The sequence below is a fragment of the Clostridium sp. AF12-41 genome (genome assembly GCF_003461685.1).
Lineage (GTDB): Bacteria > Bacillota > Clostridia > Lachnospirales > Lachnospiraceae > Otoolea > Otoolea fessa.
In genome coordinates this window covers 322,296-343,639 of record NZ_QTXO01000003.1, presented here as the reverse complement: position 1 = coordinate 343,639, position 21,344 = coordinate 322,296, and the positions used below count along the sequence as shown (strand labels likewise).

Here is a 21,344-nt window from a genome sequence, read left to right as displayed (position 1 = left end):
AGAAAAATGGACAAGATAGCGGTATTAATTCCGTGTTATAATGAAGGCCAGACGATTGCCAAGGTGGTCAAGGACTACCGCGAGGCATTGCCGGAGGCAACGATCTATGTATATGACAATAATTCATCGGATCACACGGATGAGATTGCCAGGGAGGCAGGCGCGGTTGTGCGCTATGAATACCAGCAGGGCAAGGGAAATGTCATCCGCAGCATGTTCCGCGATATTGACGCGGAGTGCTATGTCATGACGGACGGCGATGACACCTACCCGGCGGAGGACGCGAGAAAGCTGGCAGACCAGATTTTACAGGGAAAAGCGGATATGGTCATCGGCGACCGCCTTTCTTCGACGTATTTTACCGAAAATAAGCGTCCGTTCCACAATACGGGAAATCGTCTGGTGCGTGGGCTTATCAACCTGATTTTCAAGAGCAATATCAAGGATATCATGACAGGCGCGCGCGCATTTAACTATGAATTTGTCAAGAGCTTCCCGATTCTTTCAACCGGATTTGAGATTGAGACGGAGATGAGCATTCATGCGCTGGACAAGAACTTTAAGCTGGTGGAGATCCCGGTTGGATACCGTGACCGCCCGGAGGGAAGTGTGTCAAAGTTAAATACGTTTTCGGATGGATTTAAGGTGCTCCGCACGATCGCGAGACTCTTCCGGGATTACAAGCCATTTGCGTTCTTTGGATGGCTGGGACTCATTTGTTTTGCGATTGCAACGGCATTTTTCGCGCCGGTGCTCAGCGGCTATCTGGCAACCGGCATGGTGCCGAAGTTCCCGACCCTGATCGCGTGTTCCGGGCTTTATGTGATTTCGTTCCTGCTGTGGATCAGCGGTGTGATTCTGGAGGTTATCACGAAGAAACACCGTCAGTTATTTGAACTTTACTTGAACCAGCTGAGCATTTTAAAGAGGAGAGACGGATGAAACGCCGTGTATTTTTAGGGCTTCCGGTTATTTTGGGGATTTTATTTTATATCTGGTATATATTTCATGCCTCAGACAATGTGGCGTATTCGGATTATATCCGGCTGATCAATTCATATCTGCCGGATGTGACAAATCCGGCGAAATTCTTTGTACCGGATATCCTGACGCGCGTTCCGATCACGTATCTGGGGCGCATCATCAATGTGAAACTATTTGGCTATAATGCGTATTTTGACATGATTCTGGGTGTTTTGAGCCTGGGTGCGGGCGCGGCGGTGCTGGCGCTCTACGCAGAGCGGAACCGCTCGGTCGGCTATCTTTCCTTCCTGTTGATTCAGTTTGTATATTTCAGCCTGAATAAATGGGAAATGATGACGAACGGGACCGGCTGGGTCTGCACTCTGTCGATCTCCGGATTTTTATTCCATTTTGCAGTCCTCGACCATGCAGCGGCGACCCGGTGCCGGAATATGTCTGACCGGGTGCTTCTGGCAATTCTGCCGATCCTGCTGGTCGTGCTGGTGGCAGGACCGTACAGCGGCGGCTATGCGGTGATTCTGGTGCTGGCATACGGCGCACTGTGGCTGGCGGATGGGCGCGGGGGTGCTGAAACAAGCAGCCGCTCCTGGAGCCGAAAGTGCCGGAGAACCTGGTGCATCGGGGCATTGACAACGGTTCTTGCGATGGTATTATATCTTTGGAGCAGTTCACAGGCAGTTTACGTACACCGTGGAGCAGTGACTGATGTTTCAATCGCTCAGGAATTTGCCGCCCAGCCGTTCTTTTTCCTGCGGTTTCTGCTGAAAGCGGTGGCATCGTCGGTGATCGGCGTGGCGCAGATTCAGGAGCTGGAGGCAGGAAGCCCCTGGTTTGTCCGGCTGCATCTGGTGTATCTGCTGGGGCTGGCAGTGTTTGTTTCGTATCTGCTGGCACTGTATCTGAATGTGCGGTTTCAGCTTTATAAAAAGACTATTTTTCCGCTTTTGCTGGTTCTCAGCGGCGGCTGTAACCATCTGCTGGTGCTGGCGGCGCGGTGGATTTTCCTGAAGGACGAGTACGGGATGTCCTCGCGGTACGAGATACAGTATCAGATGGGAATTGTAGGAATTCTGCTTACGTTTGCACTCGTCTGGAGTATGTGCCGGGAAAAGGCGCAGGAAACAGAGGCAGATAAGGCGAAAACACGCGTGCCGGAGAAACGGGCAGCCCGCACACTTTTAAAGGTCTGTATGCTGGCATTTACCGTGCTGACGGTCTTTGGAAATGCATGGACAACCCGGGCAGAAATCCGGACAGCGCCGTACCGGAAAGCATATTTACAGGTATCAAGGGAGCTGGGACGGAATTACCGGACGGCAAGCGATGAGGATCTGGAGACCTACCTGCATAACGACCCGGATGCAGTGCGGGATGCGATGAGAATTTTGGAAGAAAACCATTTGAATATATTTCGATAAAAACGATGGACAGAAGGAGAAGTGCAATGAAAGTTGTAATATTAGCGGGTGGATTCGGCACACGAATCAGCGAGGAAAGCCATTTAAAACCAAAGCCAATGATCGAGATCGGAGAACAGCCGATTCTCTGGCATATCATGAAGCACTATTCCCAGTATGGGTTCAATGATTTTGTGATCTGCCTGGGCTACAAACAGTATGTAGTAAAAGAGTATTTTGCTGATTATTTCCTGCATACGTCGGATGTGACCTTCGATCTGGCGAAGAACGAGATGCAGGTGCATAACAACTATTCCGAGCCGTGGCGCGTGACGCTGGTCGATACCGGACTGCACACGATGACGGGCGGTCGTATCAAACGTATCCGCGATTACATTGGGGATGAGACGTTCATGCTGACCTACGGCGACGGCGTTTCCAACGTGGATCTGGACGCGCTGGTGGCATTCCACAAGCAGCATGGCAAGATCGCGACCCTGACCGGCGTCAACATCGGACAGCGTTTCGGTGTCATGGATGTTGACAGCGACGGACACATCCGCGAGTTCCGTGAGAAGAACGATGATGACGGCAAGATCGTCAACGGCGGCTTCATGGTACTCGAACCGGGCGTCTTTGACTATATCGAGGGCGATGATACCGTCTTTGAGAAAGCGCCGTTGGAGCAGCTTGCCAAGGACGGACAGCTGATGGTATACCGCCACGACGGTTTCTGGAAATGTATGGATACCCAGCGTGACAAGATGCAGCTGGAACAGATGTGGCAGGAAGGCAATGCACCCTGGAAGCTGTGGAAATAATATGTTACTGTACACGCATACGTGCCCAGTAACGGAATGTGCCGTGGCTTCGCATTTAAATACGGCAAATTCCTGCTGCCACCACGTTTTCTTACGGCACTTTCGGTTCCAAAAGTGCCTACCCGTGAACAGTAACAATAATATACTGTAAGGGAAAATTCAAGGAATATACACAAATCCTGTAAGAAAGTATGGTATAATGAGCGCAGAAGAAAAGAATGCGGCTGCGAAGCAGACATATTCTTTTCTTGCGGCATTAACGAACGAACACGAAATAATTAAAAAGAGGAAAAACATGGAACTTCTTGATTTTTATAAAGGAAAACGGGTCCTTGTGACCGGTGACACAGGCTTTAAGGGAAGCTGGCTGGTCCGCATCCTACATCTGGCGGGGGCGGAGGTGACCGGCTATGCGCTGAAAGCGCCGACCGAGCCGTCGATGTTTGAGATCCTGCATCTGGGGGAGACGATTCACCATGTGGATGGGGATGTGCGCGATTTCGCCCATTTAAAACAGGTGTTTGATGAGACGAAGCCAGAGATTGTACTCCATCTGGCAGCGCAGCCGATCGTGCGCGAGTCGTACCGGGATCCGGTCGGCACGTATGCGGCGAATGTCATGGGTACGGTTCATGTGCTGGAATGCGCCAGACAGTGTGAATCCGTCCGCTCTCTCGTCAATGTGACGACGGACAAGGTTTATGAAAATAAGGAATGGGAGTACGGTTACCGCGAAAATGACCCGCTGGACGGCTACGATCCGTATTCCAATAGCAAATCCTGTTCGGAGCTGGTGACACACAGCTATAAGCAGTCGTTCTTCACGGACGGCCGCTGCGCCGTCTCAACCTGTCGTGCTGGCAATGTGATCGGCGGCGGTGATTTTGCGGCGGACCGGATCGTGCCGGACTGCGTGCGCGCAGCGGAAAAGAAAGAGCCGATCATCGTGCGGAATCCGCATTCGACGCGCCCGTTCCAGCATGTGTTAGAGCCGCTGTTTTTGTATCTGACGGTGGCAAAGGCGCAGTGGGAAAATGCGGAGCTGGCGGGCTGCTATAACGTCGGACCGGATGACTGTGACTGCGTCAATACAGGACGTCTGGCGGATCTGTTCTGTGAAACATGGGGCGGCGGGATGCATTGGATCAACCGCTATGATGGAGGTCCGCATGAGGCGAATTTTCTGAAACTGGATTGTTCCAAAGTGAAAAAGGTATTTGGCTGGAAGCCGCACTTCCATGTAGAAGAGGCGATGGCTGCGACGGTGGAATGGTCGAAGAAGTGGCTTGCCGGAGCGGATATGCGCGAGGTGACGGATGAGCAGATCCGGGCGTATGCGGCTCGGTTTGAAGAAAAACAGATAGATGCAGGCGGCTGCACGAAAGGTGTGTCTGGCAGCAGGCAGATCTGATACGGCTGCGGCAGAGAACGGTAGCAAAAGCAGGAGGAGAAACATGGCAGAAGAAAAAGTAACCCTGTCGGACGGAAAAGAGGCTGCGCGTCAGCAGATTCTCGATCTGGTGGCAGAGTATTGTGATAAATATCATAATCAGAAAAAAGAATTTACCGAGGGACAGCGGATTCCGTATGCGTCCCGCGTTTACGATAACCATGAGATGGTCAATCTGGTAGACAGTGCGCTGGAGTTCTGGCTGACCTCCGGACGTTACACCGATCAGTTTGAGGCGGGGCTTGCGAACTACCTGGGCGTCAAATACTGTTCCCTTGTAAACTCCGGTTCCTCCGCGAACCTGATCGCATTTATGGCGCTGACTTCCCCATTGCTGGGAGAGCGCCGGGTGTGCCGCGGCGATGAGATTATCACGGTTGCGGCAGGTTTCCCAACGACGGTAACCCCGGCGATCCAGTATGGCGCAGTTCCAGTGTTTGTGGATGTGACGATTCCACAATACAACATCGACGCCGATAAGCTGGAGGCGGCGCTTTCAGAGAAGACGAAAGCGGTTATGATCGCCCACACACTGGGAAATCCGTTTGATTTACAGAAGGTAAAAGAATTCTGTGACCGTCATAACCTGTGGCTGGTGGAGGACAACTGTGATGCCCTCGGAAGCCGCTATGAGCTGAACGGCGAGTGGCATTTTACCGGTACGATCGGAGATATCGGAACGTCCAGCTTTTATCCGCCGCACCACATGACGATGGGCGAGGGCGGCGCCGTGTACACGGACAATCCGCTTTTAAACAAGATTATCCGCTCCTTCCGCGACTGGGGACGCGACTGTGTCTGCCCGTCCGGCTGCGATAACCTCTGCGGTCATCGATTTGACCGCCAGTATGGTGAGCTGCCGCTTGGCTACGACCATAAATATGTATACTCCCATTTTGGATATAATTTAAAGGCGACCGATCTGCAGGCGTCGATCGGCTGCGCGCAGCTTGAAAAGTTTCCATCCTTCGTGGAGCGCAGAAAACACAATTTCGCCCGCCTGAAAGCGGGACTTGCCGGAACCGAGGACGCATATATCCTGCCGGTTGCCTGTGAGCATTCCGATCCGAGCTGGTTTGGTTTTCTTCTGACCTGCCAAGAGGGTGTAGATCGGAACAAGGTAGTCAAATATGTCGAGGAAAAGGGCGTGCAGACGCGTATGCTCTTTGCCGGAAACCTGATCAAGCATCCGTGCTTTGATGAGATGCGGAAAGAAAACTGCGGCTACCGCGTAGCCGGAACTCTGGAAAATACCGACCGTATCATGCGCGATACCTTCTGGGTCGGCGTTTATCCGGGCATGACAGATGAAATGATTGATTATATGGCAAAGACACTTCGTGAGGCATGCCGTCAGTAGGGACGGGGACCGCGGCAATTCACAGGCGGGGAGATACTCTGCCTGTAAGAAAATGCCTGTGAAAATGAGCAGCTGTGACAGAGAATGAGCAGTTGCAGGAGAAAATGAGGGGACAACCATCATGAATGAGGAAAAATCAGAGAGCCGCAGGGCGGTCAAACTGCCGCCGTATCCGGGGCTTGAGAAGGTTCACCGGGCGAATCTGCGCCTTTTGAAGGAGATAGACCGGATCTGCCGGAAATACAAGATTTCCTATATGCTGGATTCCGGGACACTTTTGGGCGCAGTGCGTCATGAGGGATTTATCCCGTGGGATGATGATGTCGATCTGGCATTTACACGTGCCAATTATGAGATGTTTTTGAAGGTAGCGCCGCGGGAGCTGCCGGAGGGAATGTCCCTGCTGCGCCCGGAGGAGATCCGGGGTGGCAAGGTGTTTTATGATTTTACAACGCGCGTCATCTATGACAACAGCCGCGTCCATGAGGACAATGAGCAGATGCAGTTTTATGAGGGAAAATTAAACCATCTCTGGGTGGATCTGTTCGTCCTTGACCGCCTGCCGGATAGTAAGGTGGGCGCGTGGAACGCAAAATTTCTTCAGAAGGTTATTTATGGAATGGCGATCGCACACCGTGATCAGATTGATTTCAGCAAATACAGCCTGATGGATAAGCTGCGGGTTGGTGTGCTGGCAGGTGTGGGGCACCTTGTCCCGATGCCGGTTTTATTTAAGCTGCAGAGACTTGCAGCGGCGAAGGATCGCAAAAAGAAGACGAAACACTGGTATTACAGCAATTACCAGCCGGATTATCTCTATGTAACGCTGGAGGGCGCATGGTGCGAGCGCGCGGTGGATCTGCCGTTTGAGGACACAAAGCTGATGGTGCCGGTGGGCTATGAGCATGTGCTGGAGTGGATTTACGGCGATTATATGACGCTGCCGCCGGTGGAAAAACGGGTTCCGGCACATTCTTCGATAGCGATCGAAATTTTGGATGACCCGGATGCTTAATTGAAAGATGAAATATGAGTAAGAAAGATAAGAAAAAACGGACAGACAGCATGGAAGATAAGAAGAAAAATGAAACCAGACAGTCGACCATGCAGAACAGGATGGAAAATATGAACGGACAGAAACCAAAGACGATCTCGATCGTGATTTCTGTTTACAACGAGGAAAAGGCGCTGCATGAGTTCTATCGGGAGGCAACTCCGGTTTTTGAGGCGCTGCCGTGGAATTACGAACTGATTTTTGTCAACGACGGAAGTGCGGACGCCTCGGGGCAGATTCTGGCAGAACTGGCAGCAGCGGATCCGCGGGTACGTGTGATCAACTTTTCCCGTAACTTTGGCCATGAGGCGGCGATGCTTGCGGGGCTGGACCACAGCAGCGGGGAGGGCATCGTGTGTATGGATGCCGATCTGCAGCATCCGCCGGAATGTGTGGCGCAGATAATCGAAAAATTCGAAGAGGGCTATGAGGTTATCAACATGGTCCGGACGAAAAATAAATCGGCTGGATTCATCAAAAACCTGACGTCTTCTGCTTTTTATAAATTTTTGAACAAGATTTCAGATGTGAAGCTGGAAAATAACGCATCCGATTTCTTTGCGCTGACTGCCAATGCGGCGCAGGTGTTAAAGACCAATTACCGGGAAAAAGTGCGTTTCCTGCGCGGCTATGTGCAGAATATCGGATTTAACCGGACGACCATCGAGTATGAGGCGAGAGCCAGGGTGGCGGGCGAGAGCAAGTACAGCATCCGGAAATTATTTAAATTTTCGATCAATACGATTCTCTGCTTTTCGGATCTGCCGCTAAAGCTCGGCATTTACTCGGGAATTATTGTGGGCTTTCTGGGGCTGCTCGTGATGCTGGAAACGATTTATGAGTGGGCGGTCAAAGGAACGCCCAATGGTTACGCGACGATCGTAGTGCTTTTATGCTTTATGTTCGCGATGCTGTTCGTGATTGTGGGAATTATCGGGGAGTATATCGCGATCCTGTTTACAGAATTGAAGGATCGTCCAATTTATATCGTTCATGATACAAAAGGATTTCCGGAAAAGGAAAGCTGACAGGAAGGAATCGTATGAAGAGATTAAGACGTTTACTGATAAGTTTGATGATTACGGCACTGATGGCTGCCGGAATGCCGATGACGGCATTTGCAAAGCCGGACTGGCCCTCGGATACGGGGATCGAGTCGGAGGCAGGCATTGTCATGGATGCGGACTCCGGGGCGGTTTTATTTGGGCAGAACATCCATGTGCAGAAGGCGCCGGCAAGTATCACGAAAATATTGACGGCGCTCGTAGTCATTGAGAACAGCAGTCTGGATGATACGGTCACATTTTCCCACGATGCCGTTTACAACGTGGAAGATGGCAGCGGAAACAAGAACGCCATCGAGGAGGGCGACACGCTTTCGGTGCGCGATTGTCTCTACCTGCTGCTGATGCGTTCTTCCAACCAGGCGGCGAATGCGCTGGCGGAGCATGTGGGCGGAAGCCGCGACGGTTTTGTGAAGATGATGAACGAGAAGACGGCGGAGCTTGGCTGTGAGAACAGCCATTTTGCGAATCCGTCCGGTCTGAATGACGACACACAGCTCACTTCGGTGTATGATATGGCGCTGATCGCATCGGCGGCGTATAAAAATGACACGCTTTTAACGATCAGTAAGGATAAGAGCTACCGATTACCGGCGACGAAGAACAATCCGGACGGTGTGACCATCCAGCCGGAGCACAAGCTTCTTATCACGACTGACACAGAGAGTCCGAACTATTATCCATATGCGGTGGCCGGAAAGACCGGTTACACATCCGTTGCGGGGCAGACGCTTGTTACCTATGCGATCAAGGATGACAGACGCCAGATTGCGGTCACGATGAAGAGTACGCAGGCGACCCATTATCAGGATACGATTGCATTGCTGGATTTCGGCTTTCTACGGTTTGAAAATGTAAATATTTCGGAAAATGAGACGGCATACACAAGCGGCGATCAGCCGGTGCAGATCGGAGACAATAGCTATCAGCCGTCCGATTTATCGATGGATACGTCGGCAGTCATCACGATCCCGAAGGATGCTTCGTTTGCGGATGCGGAGAAGACGGTGGTAACGGATCTGCCGGAGGATGCACCGCTGGGCGCGGTGGCACTGCTTTCTTACAAATACAACGACCGCAAGATCGGACAGGTGTATCTGATCAGCGCATCGGCGGCAGAAGCGGCAGCAAACGGGGAGACGGCTCCGGATGACGGAAATACGGCATCGGATCCGGCAGCATCCAATACAGGCGCGTCCGGAAAACCGAAGCAGGCGAAATCTTCGTTCCACCTGACCCTGCCGAAACTTCCGAAAGTATCGGTGAGAACGGTGCTGATTGTGGTCGTCAGTGTGCTTCTGGCAGCGGCGTGTGCGGCGCTTGTATGGTTGTTCTACCAGCGTCATCAGGAAGAAAAGAGACGCCAGGAGGAGCGGAGAAAACGGAGAAGACAGCGTCTGCAGGAGATCGGCTGTTCGCGGGAAGAGTTTGAAAAACTGCTTGAAAAGCGGATGGGCGCGTCCTACAGGGCGCCTGGCACAGCGGAGGCAGATGAGAGCACAGAGCAGGCGGAGTCTGACATGGATGTGCGATCTGGTTCAGGACAGGTTCCGGCGGCAGATGCAGCCGCGTCCCGGCTGGCAGAGAGTGGAAAAGTAAGAACTGGTTCCACGGAAAAGAAGCCGCTGAAAGAAAAACCTGCACAGAAAGAGGCAGAGGATGCCAAAACACAGCAGGGTGTGCAGGAGGATGACACAGAGCTTACGGTTGAGGATTTGGATTGACAACCTGGATGCGCTAAATGGCGGTAAAATGGTCCAGATGGATTGTTTACGGGAAATTTTGGAAAGTATGAAGATTTTTTGAATTTTTCTAAAATGACTACAAAAACAAAAGGCGATATTATATAATAGCCATGCGGTTCGGGCTGGTTCCGGCTGTGAATGAGTGAATGAAGGGATAGAAGAACACGATGAAAAAACTTCTGATAATGATGGTTGCGTGTATGGCGCTGCTCAGCGGATGCACGGAGAGTACGATTGTAAAACCGACTTCTGAGACGGTAGTCGGAGATCCGAATTTTGAGACCCAGGAAAATGTTGAGATCGACTGGACACAGGTCAGCACGGACGCGGAAGACATGTTCAAGGATACAAGTACCTACGAGTACGGCCGCGATTTCCATTTCTATATGGAGCCGAACAAGAAACAGATCATGCTGATCTGGGTAGTGGCAGATGATCTGCCGGATGATCAGATAGGAACCTATGCGGAAGATTTAATCAAGGGATTCAACGACATTGTCCACACCCAGGACTTCTCGATTGAGATGTCCGGTGAAGATTCCTACGGCGGACTGTGGAAACAGTATGCACTGTCCTACAGCATCGTTCCGGAGAGCGACCAGGATAACGAGGACGCATGGTTTATCAGTGGTTCCTATGAGGCTGGCGCAGATTTCAAACTTCCGGATACCAAAGAGCTGATTTCCAAGGTGAAAGAGAAAGAAGCAGCAGGCGAGTACGATACGACTGAGGCGGAGGAAGAGACAGAGAACGCAGAATAAGAGGTTGTCTGCACAGACACGGGATATTTTCTGTGTATAATTAAGAGAAAAGTGATCAAAAAAGCTGTCATATGAGAAACAGATGAGTGTTCTTCATATGACAGCTTTTATTTACCAGGAACCGGAGTACGTGTTTTCACTCAACAGGTAGTCCGCTGTGATAAGACTCATTCCCCAGTTCAGCCAGAAGCGGCGATAAATCCTGTTTATCTAACGGCATGTTGTCTGTGACGGCGCTGTTTAAAAGCGCATAGACACGGCTGCATTTGTCCAATGTTTCATGGAAGAGATCAACAAACGAGGCGGTTGAGACGCGGGTCGGATCCCACGGGTTGCCCCATGCTTCGTGGTTTAGGTTACAGCTGCTCCGGTAGTCGGTTACGGAGTCCGTTACCATTTTCGCGGAAGCAACTGGGTGGTTGACGAAGATGGATTCGACCTGTGCAATGCCGAATTTTTTCTTGCCGTTCTTGTCCGAGAGTGTCCGGCAGCCGAAGCGCAGCGCCCAGATGGAGCGGTGCACCATCGCCGGAGTAACCTGGAAGTTGTTGCGGTAGGTGATCGGATAATAGGTTTCGTTGATGCAGGAAGCCAGGAAATGGGAAATAAACTGGATTTCCTGTCCATTTAGACAGATCGTGGCGGTCTGGTTAAATTCGGACGGCTTCTTTTTTTTATATTTCCAGAGCAGGATCGCGTCGAGCTCGTTTTCCAGATGTGCGTGCATCCCGTGATGCATGGAGGTCGGGGCATCCACTGGATAGCCGATGCGCCCGTACACGTAAGGATGACAGATCGAATCGGCAATGTAATGGTTTATAAATCCGGCCAGATAGGAGATGGCTTCCTCCTGCTGCTGGCGCGAGCGGATGGTTCCAATACGGCGCAGACAGCACTCAAAAAAGGCGTTTACCTTGTGTTCGTGCATATAGGAACCGACGTTGCGGTAATCGCGGTGGCGCAGGATCGGGATATTATAGAAAAACATATCCGGTCCCTGCAGACCGAGCTGGTAGAGCCAGCGGTATTTGGCGATCGTGTGTTTTAAGGGTGTGAACGGCATATCGTTGTATGCTTTCATGCCGAATATATAGTGCGTGGTAAAACCTGGCATATTGTTTTCATCCTTTCCAGAAGGACAGAGATTTGGAAATTTGTCCGCCTGCCCGATATGCTTATTGTAGCACTGCCGGTCTGGTTTGTCATGGGGTTTGCGGATGTTTACAGAAAGTGTAAGAAAATGTGGTTACTGGACACGGGTAGGCACTTTTGGAACCGAAAGTGCCGTAAGAAAACGTGGTGGCAGCAGGAATTTGCCGTATTGAAATGCGAAGCCACGGCAAATTCCGTTACTGGACACGTATGCGTGTACAGTAACAAAATGTGGATGGAAAGAGAGTTCTAGGAAGGCAATATCACGGCTTGGAGAATAAAATATCATAGTAAATCATAAGATTGGTTTGATAGAGTGAAAATAGATATAGAAAGGTGCTCGGATGGAAGCGCTCAGAATCGTACAGAAAATGGTGTGGGGACCGTGGCTTCTGGGACTGTTTCTGGCGGTTGGAGTCCTCTGCATGGTGCGTCTGCGGGGATTTCCGATCCGTCATATCAGAGTCTGGTGGGGAGAGACGGTTGGGAGCGGCGGGAAAGGACAGCTTTTGACGACCTGCACCGCGCTGGCGGCGACGGTCGGAACGGGAAATATCACGGGCGTGGCAGCCGCGTTGGCGATCGGTGGTCCGGGTGCTGTGTTCTGGATGTGGGCGGCGGCATTTCTGGGGATGGCGCTGGCATATACGGAGGTTTATCTGGGAATTTTGTATGGGGGCGGACCTTATGTCTATCTGGAAAATGGGGTTGGAAGCTGTTTCGCTGGAAAATGCTATGCCCTGTTTTGCGTGCTGGCGTCGCTTGGAATGGGATGTATGGTACAGGCGGGGGCTCTGGCGGATAGTCTGCGCTATGCAGCATCCCTGCCGCCGCTTGGAACCGGTATCATACTGGCAGTTTTGACTGCCGTGGTGCTCTTTGGCGGGGCAAAACGCATCGGATGGACGGCTTCGGTGCTGGTACCGGTATCGGCGGGGCTGTATCTGCTGGCAGGTGGAATCGCCGTGTTCAGCTTTTATGATCAGATACCGGAAGTATTGGTGAAAATTGTGGGCGGGGCATTTGGACTGGCAGATAATGCAGGACAGACGGATGGAAGCAGTATTTTGAATTTTTCAGGAATTTCGGGCGGGATGACCGGGTACGGAATGGCAGCGGCGATCCGGAGCGGGGTATCGCGCGGTGTGTTTTCCAATGAGGCGGGCCTGGGGAGTCTGGCGGTGCTACATGGGATGAGCGAGGGAAAGGGGAGGCTAAGACAGAGGCAGGAAGCGCAGAAACAGGGAATGTGGGCGATTTTCGAGGTGTTTTTCGATACGATCATAGGGTGCAGCCTGACCGCTTTTTTACTGCTCTGTGTATTTCCACACAATCTGACCGAGAAGATCGATTCCCTGGGCGGCAGCGGCGCGGTGGCGGCGGCTCTGGCAGCCCGTTTTGGAAATGCAGGCGGCATAGTGACGGCGGCGTGCATGGTGCTGTTTGCCTTTGCCACGATCCTTGCCTGGTTTTACATCGGCGATCAGGCACTTGGATGGCTGATGCGGGATGTCCCACAGAAGCGTGCCGACAAAATATGTATTTTGTATCACGGAGGTTATCTTGCCTCAGTCTTTCTCGGCTGCGTCAGCCGGATGGAAGCCGTCTGGGCGGTATCTGATATTTTCAATGGGCTGATGGCGGTGCCAAACCTTGCAGCGCTGGTGGTGCTTGGCAGGAAGGTACGAAGACCGGAACAGTGAGAGAATTGAGGGATTCAGATACAACAAAAGACCTCTCCAGCAGTGAGAGGTCTTTTGGTATTGAAAAAGGGAGGAGAGCTGATATAAACTCAGCTCGGTATTATGAAAAAAATTTGTAAGCATTGCTTGTTGCTATGGTTATAGTATAGGGAAAAATCGTGAAGAAACCATGTTAATTGTGTAAAAGGTTTTTTAATGAAGTGTGAACGAAATATGAACGCGGAACATGGATTCCATGATCCTGGTAAGTATGTTTTATGTTCAGAGGATCGAAAATGGCAGCCTGGGCAGGAAGCGCAGATATTTTGCGTGCTTCGTCTGTCAAGACTGCCATAAAAAATACGGGTATAAAGTGTGTCAACAATCTTTATTCCGCTTTTTTGACGGATAAAACGGTTCCGCTGAATGCATCCACCTCACTGACGGTTCCCGTATACGTTACGGTAACTTTATCCCCATCTTTTACATCAGAAAGCCCGTCCGGTTTCTGATCCTGCTCGAAGCTGAATTCATAATCGGTTCCGTCGGCGGTGATCGTAAACATAAAGTCTTTGATGTCGCTGATCGTACCAGTTATTGTGGACTGTTTTGCATCGGCAGTTCCCTCGGATGGAAGAAGGGTGTCTTTGGCGTCTTCTTTTAAATCATCCATCGGGCTGCTTTCGTCCATGCCATTCGAGCTGGACTCGGAGGAGGCGGACTGGGACGATTCATTAGCAGTCGGTTCATTCACGTTTTGGGAAGAGCAGGCGGTTGCGAGCGAGAGGATCGCAGCCGCGCCCAGGATAGCAAAATATGTTTTTTTCATAGTACATTACCAACCTTTCTTTTGACTTAGTTTGCTCACAGATGTATGATGCAGGACAGATGATGATTTCTGAGCGCAACATTCATCTTTTCGCATAGAATGTCCATTTCGACATTGTGCTATACATCTTAATCCATAAATGTGAATGAATTGTGAGGAGAAACTTACGAAATGTAAAGAAAATGGACAAATATGGAACGAAAAACAGTCGATTTTCGAACGTTCTTATGGTATAATGTGACCACTTAATGAGGTGTTTTTTAAAATTCAGGAGGAAACATACATGAAAAATCCAGTTGTTACCATTGAGATGGAAAATGGTGATATCATGAAGGCAGAGCTCTACCCAGAGATTGCGCCGAACACAGTCAACAACTTTATCAGCCTGATCAAGAAGGGCTTTTATGATGGTCTGATCTTCCACCGTGTCATCAAGGGCTTTATGATTCAGGGCGGATGCCCGAATGGAAATGGTATGGGCGGTCCAGGGTATACCATCAAGGGTGAGTTCAGTCAGAATGGTTTTACGAACAATTTCAAGCACACCAAGGGCGTTCTCTCTATGGCGCGTGCGATGGACCCGAACTCCGCAGGTTCCCAGTTCTTCATCATGCATGAGACTTCCCCGCATCTGGATGGTCAGTATGCATCCTTCGGGAAGATAGTTGAAGGTCTGGATATCGTGGACAAGATTGCCGGCGTCCGCACCGACTGGGGCGATCGTCCGCTGAAAGAGCAGAAGATCAAAAAGATGACCGTTGACACCTTCGGCGAGGAGTACCCGGAGCCGGAAAAAGGAAAAGAAAGATAATCTATGACAATCGAACGAGAAGTAACCATTGCGGGACAGACATACCCGGTGATTCTCTCCGATGAAAACGAAGCTCTTCAGGCTGCGAAAGCAGCCGGGAGAGCTATTGTTGGCTTATGGAGGGAAAACGAGGAAAAACAGCCGGCCGACTATTCATCTTGCCTTTACCTTATTACAGACCCTGAAGACGCCGATGAAACATTCCTGGAACGCGTCGTCCGCCGCCACCTGGCTCTCCCGTGGCTCATTGCTGAAACTGACCGCCTCATCATCCGTGAATTTTCCCAGGACGATCCGTTGGAACCGGCATCCGCTGAGGATGCTGACGGAACTTTTTCTGATTGGAACAAGCGCGAGGAATACCGGAAACACCAGTACCGCTTTGCCGAGTGCGGTTTGTGGGCGCTGGAACGCCGCGCGGACGGTGTGCTGGTTGGAAAGGCGGGGCTGACGGACGGAGAGCTGGGATATCATATTTATGAACCGTTCCGCCGTCAGGGATATGCGCTGGAAGCCTGCCGGGCGATTGTGAAATATGGGTTTGAAACGCTGGAGCTGGATAAGATCCGGATTTGCACGAAGCGTTCCAACACGGCTTCACGGATATTGGCGGAAAAAATGGAATTCGTTCAGGTACCTTCATCCTGCAAGGATTCTATTGTATTTTGTATGCAAAAAGGATATAATAGCTTGTATACAAAATAATGAAAAAATACAATCTAGTGTGATTACACTAAGGGAACGATGGGAGGAATGACCGATGATCAGGCATCTGGAGCTGAAAGCATATGGAAAGATCAATCTCGGTCTGGATGTAGTCCGCCGGAGAGAAGACGGCTACCACGAAGTGCGGATGATCATGCAGACGGTGCGCGTGTACGACGCGATCGAACTGAACCGGACGGAGGAAGAGGGAATCCGTCTTTCAACGAACCTTTATTATCTGCCGGACAATGAAAATAACTTAGGTTACCGCGCGGCGAAGCTTCTGATGGATGAGTTTGGAATCCGCGACGGTGTGGAGATCAAGATGAAGAAATTTATCCCGGTGGCAGCCGGGATGGCAGGCGGCAGCAGCGATGCGGCCGCAGTCCTGTTTGGTGTCAACAAGATGTTCGGACTGGGGCTTTCGAAACAGGAGCTGATGGAGCGCGGCGTCCGTCTGGGGGCGGATGTGCCGTACTGTATCATGCGGGGAACGGCTCTTTCGGAGGGAATCGGGGAGATCCTGACACCGCTTCCGCCGATGCCGCAGTGCCGCGTGCTGATTGCCAAACCGGCGGTCAGCGTTTCGACGAAGCATGTGTACGAGAGCTTAAACCTGCCGTCTCTGGGCGCAGAGGCGCATCCGGATATTGATGCGATGCGGGCGGCGATCGAGAAAAAAGACCTCTCCGGCGTCGTTTCACAGCTTGGAAACGTGCTGGAAACGGTGACGATCCCGGAAAATCCGGTGATTCAGACACTCAAAGATAAGATGATGGAGATGGGCGCGGACGGCTCTTTGATGAGCGGAAGCGGTCCAACCGTATTTGGCTTGTTTACGAACCAGACGGCGGCGCAGGCGGCGTATGAGGAACTCCGCTATGGCAGCAGCCAGGATCTGGCGAAACAGGTATACCTGACTAGTTTTTACAACAGGAAGGGGCACGCAGATGGGGAACAATTTTGAGGTTAAAATGAATGAATATCTCCCACTCAGGGATGTGGTATTCAACACACTCCGACAGGCAATCTTAAAGGGAGAGCTGGCACCGGGTGAGCGCCTGATGGAGATCCAGCTGGCACAGAAGCTGGGCGTCAGCCGCACCCCGATCCGTGAGGCGATCCGCAAGCTGGAGCTGGAAGGACTCGTTCTGATGATTCCGCGGCGCGGCGCGGAGGTGGCGCGGATTTCGGAAAAAAGCCTGAAAGATGTGCTGGAAGTGCGCCGTTCGCTGGAGGAACTGGCGATTGAGCTGGCGTGCCAGCGCATGACGGAAGAAGATATGCAGGCATTGGAAGAAGCACAGAAAGCATTTAAAGCGGCGATTGATCAGGGCGATGCGATGAAGATCGCGGAGACGGACGAGGCATACCATGACGTGATCTACCATTCGACCCGCAACAAGCGTCTGGTGCAGATTTTGAACAACCTGCGTGAGCAGATGTACCGGTTCCGTCTGGAATACATCAAGGACGAGGATAAACGGCAGATTCTGCAGTTAGAGCATGAAAAAATATTGGCGGCACTGCGTCTGCGCCATATGGCGGAGGCAAAGGCGGTAGCCAGGGGGCACATAGATAACCAGGAAATCACGGTACTTAAGAATTTAAAGGAGCGGAAGGAAGTATGACATTTAAAGAATTGTACCTGTCCGGACAGGTTCCATTTGAGGAAATCGATCGCTATATTTCCCGTTGGAACCGGTCGGATGATGAGCGGACACTGGCAAAATATCTCGGTCTCAACGCCGATGAGGAGGATGTCTGGATCGATGACAGCGACGAGGCGCTGAAAGAGATGCTGGACGCAAGAGAAAGGGTAGCCGGTACGCCGGTTACCCTTGGAAAGACGGATATTATCGTCAATAAAAATGGATTTGGCGCGCTGCCAATCCAGCGTATTTCTTTTGATGATGCGAAGGTACTGCTTCGCAAGGCGTATGATGCGGGTGTCCGTTTCTTTGATACGGCGCGCTTTTATACGGACAGTGAGGAGAAGATCGGCTATGCGCTGAGCGACGTGCGCGAGCATATCTATATTGCGACCAAGACAGCGGCAACGACGGCGGAAGGCTTCTGGAAGGATCTGGAGACGAGTTTACATAATTTAAAAACAGACTACGTGGACATTTACCAGTTCCACAATCCGGCAGTCTGTCCGAAGCCGGGAGACGGAAGCGGTCTTTATGAGGCGATGCTCGAGGCAAAAGAGCAGGGGAAAATCCGTTTCATCGGCATCACGAACCACCGCATGAGCATTGCGGAGGAGGCGATCGAGTCGGGGCTTTACGATACCCTGCAGTTCCCATTTAATTATCTTTCCACCGAGCGGGAGATCGCGTTGGCGAAGGCCTGTGCGGAGCACGAAATGGGATTTATCGCAATGAAGGGTCTGTCGGGCGGTCTGCTGACCAATTCGGCTGCGATCTATGCCTATATGGCACAGTTTGAGAATGTACTGCCGATCTGGGGTGTACAGAAGGAAAGCGAGCTGGACGAATTTTTAAGCTACATCGGCAATCCACCGGAACTGACGGACGAGCTGAAAGCTGTTATTGAAAAAGACCAGAAAGAGCTGGCAGGTGAATTCTGCCGGGGCTGCGGCTACTGTATGCCGTGTCCGGCAGGAATCGAGATCAACAACTGTGCGCGTATGTCCCTGCTTCTGCGCCGTTCTCCGTCAGCGAGATACCTCTCCCCGGAGGGACAGGCGAAGATGAAGAAGATAGAGGACTGCCTGCACTGCGGACACTGCAAGTCGATGTGCCCGTATGGTCTGGATACGCCGAAGCTTTTGGAGGAGAATTATAAGGATTATAAAGAGGTTCTTGCAGGGAAGAGACTGTAAAGAGAGGATAAATGCAAGAGGCATTTTTCCGTTACTGGGCACGTATGCGTGAACAGTAACTAGAAATGTGGTGAAATAGACCAGGGAGGCGGAAACAATGGATATAAATCAGAAACAGAAAGAACGTCTGGAGCAGCAGTTTGCATTTATCCGGGAGATAGACAAGGAGAAATTTATTGGTCGCCAGACGTATCTGACAGACGGCGAGCGGAAGGAAAATGACGCGGAGCACGCATGGCATATGGCGATCATGACGGTGCTTCTGGCGGAGTATTCCAATGAGCCGATCGATGTGCTGAAAACGGTTACCATGCTTCTGATTCATGATCTGGTCGAGATCGACGCCGGCGACACGTATGCCTATGATGAGGAGGCGAAGAAAACCCAGCGGGAGAGAGAATTAAAGGGTGCAGAGCGCATTTTCGGAATGCTGCCGCCGGATCAGGGCGAAAAACTGCGCGCTCTCTGGGATGAATTTGAAGCCGGGGAGACGCCGGAAGCACGGTTTGCACATACGATGGACAACATCCAGCCGACGATGCTCAATGATGCTTCCAAGGGAAAGGCGTGGGCGACGCGCGGCGTGCACCTGAGCCAGATTCTTGGAAGAAATAAGAATACCGCCAAGGGCTCGGAGACGCTGTGGAACTATTCCTATGAGAATTTCATCACTCCGAGCCTCCGGGAAGGAAAGATAAAAAACGACACGTTACCCGAAGAGTAATCGAATTGTCGGAGGAAGCATGAGCTTTATCCGGCAGACTGCTGTCAGCGGAAACGGCGTGCGTGGCTGCTATTTTTGAGTTCGAAGAAGATTCTGTCGGTTCGGTGGTTGTTTTGGAAGCTGAAGCTGTTCCAGAACGTTTCGAGTGATTGGAGCAAGTCATCGGGTCAGCTTTAGAGGAAATCAGAGAAGTAGATTTCTTGTTTACATCAAAAATGATATGTTTCTTTTGCGACAGCCAGTTCATATCGTTATCAAAAATCAGAGCATCAGAGACGGAATCGGCGCTCTGATTTTTTGAGTTTTCTTCTGGCATGACACCTCCGGACAGGGCGGGCGGCGGATAGAGAACACCCCACCAGTTGTCGATCACATGAGTCTGCAGGATCGGCGGGGCGATCGCGTACGCCAGGACTTTCTGCTGAATCTGGTTTCTGGTAAAAGTAAGAAGAGGCAGGCAGAAAAGCAGAAATAAGAGCATGGAACATAATGCGAGAAGCGGGAGTATTCCATCGTAGATATGGGAAAACTTGCAGGAACCGGTGGAAAAATGGCGGCATTTATTGGTAACAGGTGGATGAATCCTGGATGCGGATGACAGAGAATTTTCAGACTGGAACGAAATCACTTGATTTAACATAATGGCTCTCCTTTTACTGAAAGAAATCGAATCTTCTTGTCGCAAGTATTGACAGTTATGGTATAATCTAAACTATATTTTGGAATAGCATTCCGGCGTGTGGTGAAGCTTCCCACACCCGGCAGAAAGGCGGATATTATGAAAAAGAGTGTACTTGTGGTATTTGGCGGACAGTCTTCGGAACATATTGTTTCATGTATGTCGGCAATCAATGTCATTAAAAATATAGATACAGAGCGCTATGATGTAACCCTGATCGGCATTACCGAAGAGGGAAAATGGCTGCTGGTTGACTCGGTCGAGCAGATCGAGGATGAGAGTTGGAGAAAGAACACGACGACCGCGATCCTTTCCCCGGATGCAACGGAGAAATCCGTGATCGTCCTGAAAGATGGTAAGGCGGAAATGATCCGCATTGATGTGGTATTCCCGGTTCTGCATGGACTCTGGGGCGAGGACGGCACCATTCAGGGCATCTTTGAGCTGGCAAAAATCCCGTATGTCGGATGCGGTGTGCTGGCGTCCAGCGTTTCGATGGATAAAGTGTATACAAAACAGATCGTTGACCACACAGGCGTGCGCCAGGCGGCATATGAGCTGGTCATCCGCAAAGAACTTGAAAAGATGGATGAGGTTGTGGCACGCATCGAGAACCGGTTCGCATATCCGGTATTTATCAAGCCGTCCAATGCAGGTTCTTCCAGAGGTGTCAGCAAGGCATCGGATCGCGAAGAGCTGATTGCAGGCTTAAAGGAGGCGGCGCACCATGACCGCAAGATTCTGGTTGAGGAGACGATCGTCGGCCGTGAGATCGAATGTGCGGTCTTTGGAAATGGCACAGAACCGGTCATCGCTTCCGGTGTTGGTGAGATTCTGGCAGCAGCCGATTTCTATGATTTCGATGCGAAATATTACAACGCAGAGTCCAGAACCGTGGTAAATCCAGAGCTTCCGGGCGATGCGACCGAGCGTGTGCGTCAGGCGGCGAGACGTATTTTCAAGGCGGTAGATGGCTATGGTCTGTCGCGTGTCGATTTCTTTGTGACGAAGGACGGCGAGGTTATCTTCAATGAGATCAATACCATGCCGGGCTTTACCGCGATCAGTATGTACCCGATGCTCTTTGAGGCGGCCGGAATCCCGAAGCCGGAGATGGTGACAAAGCTGATTGAACACGGACTGAAACGCTACGAAGCCTAGAAATAAATAAAAATGTTTCAGAATCCTGAAACAGTGTGTGAGAATCTACTTTTGGACGTTATATGATTCGATATACACAGAAGTTCGGGAAAGAATGGAAACATGACCATAAGAATT

Annotated in this window: 20 protein-coding genes; 17 read left to right on the top strand and 3 right to left on the bottom strand. The window is 51.1% G+C overall.

All coding sequences use genetic code 11. The annotated features are described in order from the left end of the window. Window positions 1–6 precede the first annotated feature (6 nt). The 9 genes from DWV73_RS07400 (at window position 7) to DWV73_RS07360 (ending at window position 10,636) form a co-directional block, all read left to right on the top strand. A complete protein-coding gene (locus DWV73_RS07400; protein WP_117796293.1) occupies window positions 7–942 on the top strand; it encodes a glycosyltransferase family 2 protein in 936 nt (311 codons plus the stop codon). Continuing rightward, window positions 939–2,402 (top strand): hypothetical protein, encoded by a 1,464-nt coding sequence (locus tag DWV73_RS07395; protein ID WP_117796292.1) that lies wholly within the window; start codon window positions 939–941, stop codon window positions 2,400–2,402. Before DWV73_RS07400 ends, DWV73_RS07395 begins: the two co-directional genes overlap by 4 nt. 26 nt (window positions 2,403–2,428) lie before the next feature. Continuing rightward, window positions 2,429–3,202, top strand: a complete 774-nt coding sequence (gene rfbF, locus DWV73_RS07390; protein ID WP_022360069.1) for a glucose-1-phosphate cytidylyltransferase — start codon at window positions 2,429–2,431, stop codon at window positions 3,200–3,202. Between the two features lie 295 nt (window positions 3,203–3,497). Further along, the gene (rfbG, locus tag DWV73_RS07385; protein WP_117796322.1) at window positions 3,498–4,613 is read left to right on the top strand and encodes a CDP-glucose 4,6-dehydratase; all 1,116 of its coding nucleotides are present in this window, start codon (window positions 3,498–3,500) and stop codon (window positions 4,611–4,613) included. A gap of 43 nt (window positions 4,614–4,656) precedes the next feature. Then, window positions 4,657–6,012, top strand: coding sequence for a lipopolysaccharide biosynthesis protein RfbH (gene rfbH / locus DWV73_RS07380; protein WP_117796291.1), 1,356 nt, complete (start codon window positions 4,657–4,659; stop codon window positions 6,010–6,012). A 121-nt stretch (window positions 6,013–6,133) separates the two neighbouring features. Next, window positions 6,134–7,027: a LicD family protein gene (locus DWV73_RS07375; RefSeq protein WP_117796290.1), complete on the top strand. Its 894-nt coding sequence runs from the start codon at window positions 6,134–6,136 to the stop codon at window positions 7,025–7,027. Between the two features lie 110 nt (window positions 7,028–7,137). Further along, window positions 7,138–8,094 carry a glycosyltransferase family 2 protein gene (locus DWV73_RS07370; protein WP_117796321.1) on the top strand — a complete coding sequence of 319 codons (957 nt, stop codon included), beginning with the start codon at window positions 7,138–7,140 and terminating at the stop codon, window positions 8,092–8,094. Window positions 8,095–8,108: 14 nt separating this feature from the next. Continuing rightward, complete coding sequence (locus DWV73_RS07365; protein WP_117796289.1) at window positions 8,109–9,854, top strand: D-alanyl-D-alanine carboxypeptidase family protein; 1,746 nt, start codon at window positions 8,109–8,111, stop codon at window positions 9,852–9,854. Between the two features lie 188 nt (window positions 9,855–10,042). Next, on the top strand, window positions 10,043–10,636 hold the full coding sequence (locus DWV73_RS07360; protein WP_181357194.1) for a hypothetical protein: 594 nt from the start codon (window positions 10,043–10,045) through the stop codon (window positions 10,634–10,636). A 136-nt stretch (window positions 10,637–10,772) separates the two neighbouring features. Here the strand turns inward: DWV73_RS07360 and DWV73_RS07355 are convergent, their stop codons facing one another. After that, entirely contained in the window at window positions 10,773–11,750 is a 978-nt protein-coding gene (locus tag DWV73_RS07355; protein ID WP_117796288.1) for a zinc dependent phospholipase C family protein, read from the bottom strand. 382 nt (window positions 11,751–12,132) lie between these two features. Here DWV73_RS07355 and DWV73_RS07345 point away from each other — a divergent pair, with 382 nt between their 5' ends. Then, on the top strand, window positions 12,133–13,491 hold the full coding sequence (locus DWV73_RS07345) for an alanine:cation symporter family protein (protein WP_117796286.1): 1,359 nt from the start codon (window positions 12,133–12,135) through the stop codon (window positions 13,489–13,491). Between the two features lie 367 nt (window positions 13,492–13,858). Here DWV73_RS07345 and DWV73_RS07340 read toward each other — a convergent pair whose 3' ends face one another. Then, complete coding sequence (locus tag DWV73_RS07340) at window positions 13,859–14,299, bottom strand: hypothetical protein (RefSeq protein ID WP_117796285.1); 441 nt, start codon at window positions 14,297–14,299, stop codon at window positions 13,859–13,861. Between the two features lie 283 nt (window positions 14,300–14,582). On the opposite strand from DWV73_RS07340, the gene DWV73_RS07335 reads away from it, so the two are divergent. The 6 genes from DWV73_RS07335 (at window position 14,583) to DWV73_RS07310 (ending at window position 19,387) form a co-directional block, all read left to right on the top strand. Continuing rightward, a complete protein-coding gene (locus DWV73_RS07335; protein ID WP_022360081.1) occupies window positions 14,583–15,110 on the top strand; it encodes a peptidylprolyl isomerase in 528 nt (175 codons plus the stop codon). A 3-nt stretch (window positions 15,111–15,113) separates the two neighbouring features. Continuing rightward, window positions 15,114–15,815: a GNAT family N-acetyltransferase gene (locus DWV73_RS07330; RefSeq protein WP_117796284.1), complete on the top strand. Its 702-nt coding sequence runs from the start codon at window positions 15,114–15,116 to the stop codon at window positions 15,813–15,815. 55 nt (window positions 15,816–15,870) lie between these two features. Then, complete coding sequence (gene ispE, locus DWV73_RS07325) at window positions 15,871–16,782, top strand: 4-(cytidine 5'-diphospho)-2-C-methyl-D-erythritol kinase (protein WP_022360083.1); 912 nt, start codon at window positions 15,871–15,873, stop codon at window positions 16,780–16,782. Continuing rightward, on the top strand, window positions 16,766–17,446 hold the full coding sequence (locus tag DWV73_RS07320) for a GntR family transcriptional regulator (protein WP_107000683.1): 681 nt from the start codon (window positions 16,766–16,768) through the stop codon (window positions 17,444–17,446). Before ispE ends, DWV73_RS07320 begins: the two co-directional genes overlap by 17 nt. After that, a complete protein-coding gene (locus DWV73_RS07315; RefSeq protein ID WP_117796283.1) occupies window positions 17,443–18,663 on the top strand; it encodes an aldo/keto reductase in 1,221 nt (406 codons plus the stop codon). The genes DWV73_RS07320 and DWV73_RS07315 overlap by 4 nt, the downstream gene beginning before the upstream one ends. Before the next feature lie 97 nt (window positions 18,664–18,760). After that, a complete protein-coding gene (locus DWV73_RS07310; protein ID WP_107000681.1) occupies window positions 18,761–19,387 on the top strand; it encodes an HD domain-containing protein in 627 nt (208 codons plus the stop codon). Here the strand turns inward: DWV73_RS07310 and DWV73_RS12660 are convergent. Next, entirely contained in the window at window positions 19,332–19,703 is a 372-nt protein-coding gene (locus tag DWV73_RS12660) for a hypothetical protein (RefSeq protein WP_147341932.1), read from the bottom strand. The two genes, DWV73_RS07310 and DWV73_RS12660, sit on opposite strands and share 56 nt — an antisense overlap. A gap of 462 nt (window positions 19,704–20,165) precedes the next feature. Between DWV73_RS12660 and DWV73_RS07300 the strand changes: the two genes are divergently transcribed. Beyond that, window positions 20,166–21,227 carry a D-alanine--D-alanine ligase family protein gene (locus tag DWV73_RS07300; protein ID WP_022360088.1) on the top strand — a complete coding sequence of 354 codons (1,062 nt, stop codon included), beginning with the start codon at window positions 20,166–20,168 and terminating at the stop codon, window positions 21,225–21,227. The last annotated feature ends 117 nt before the right edge of the window (window positions 21,228–21,344 follow it).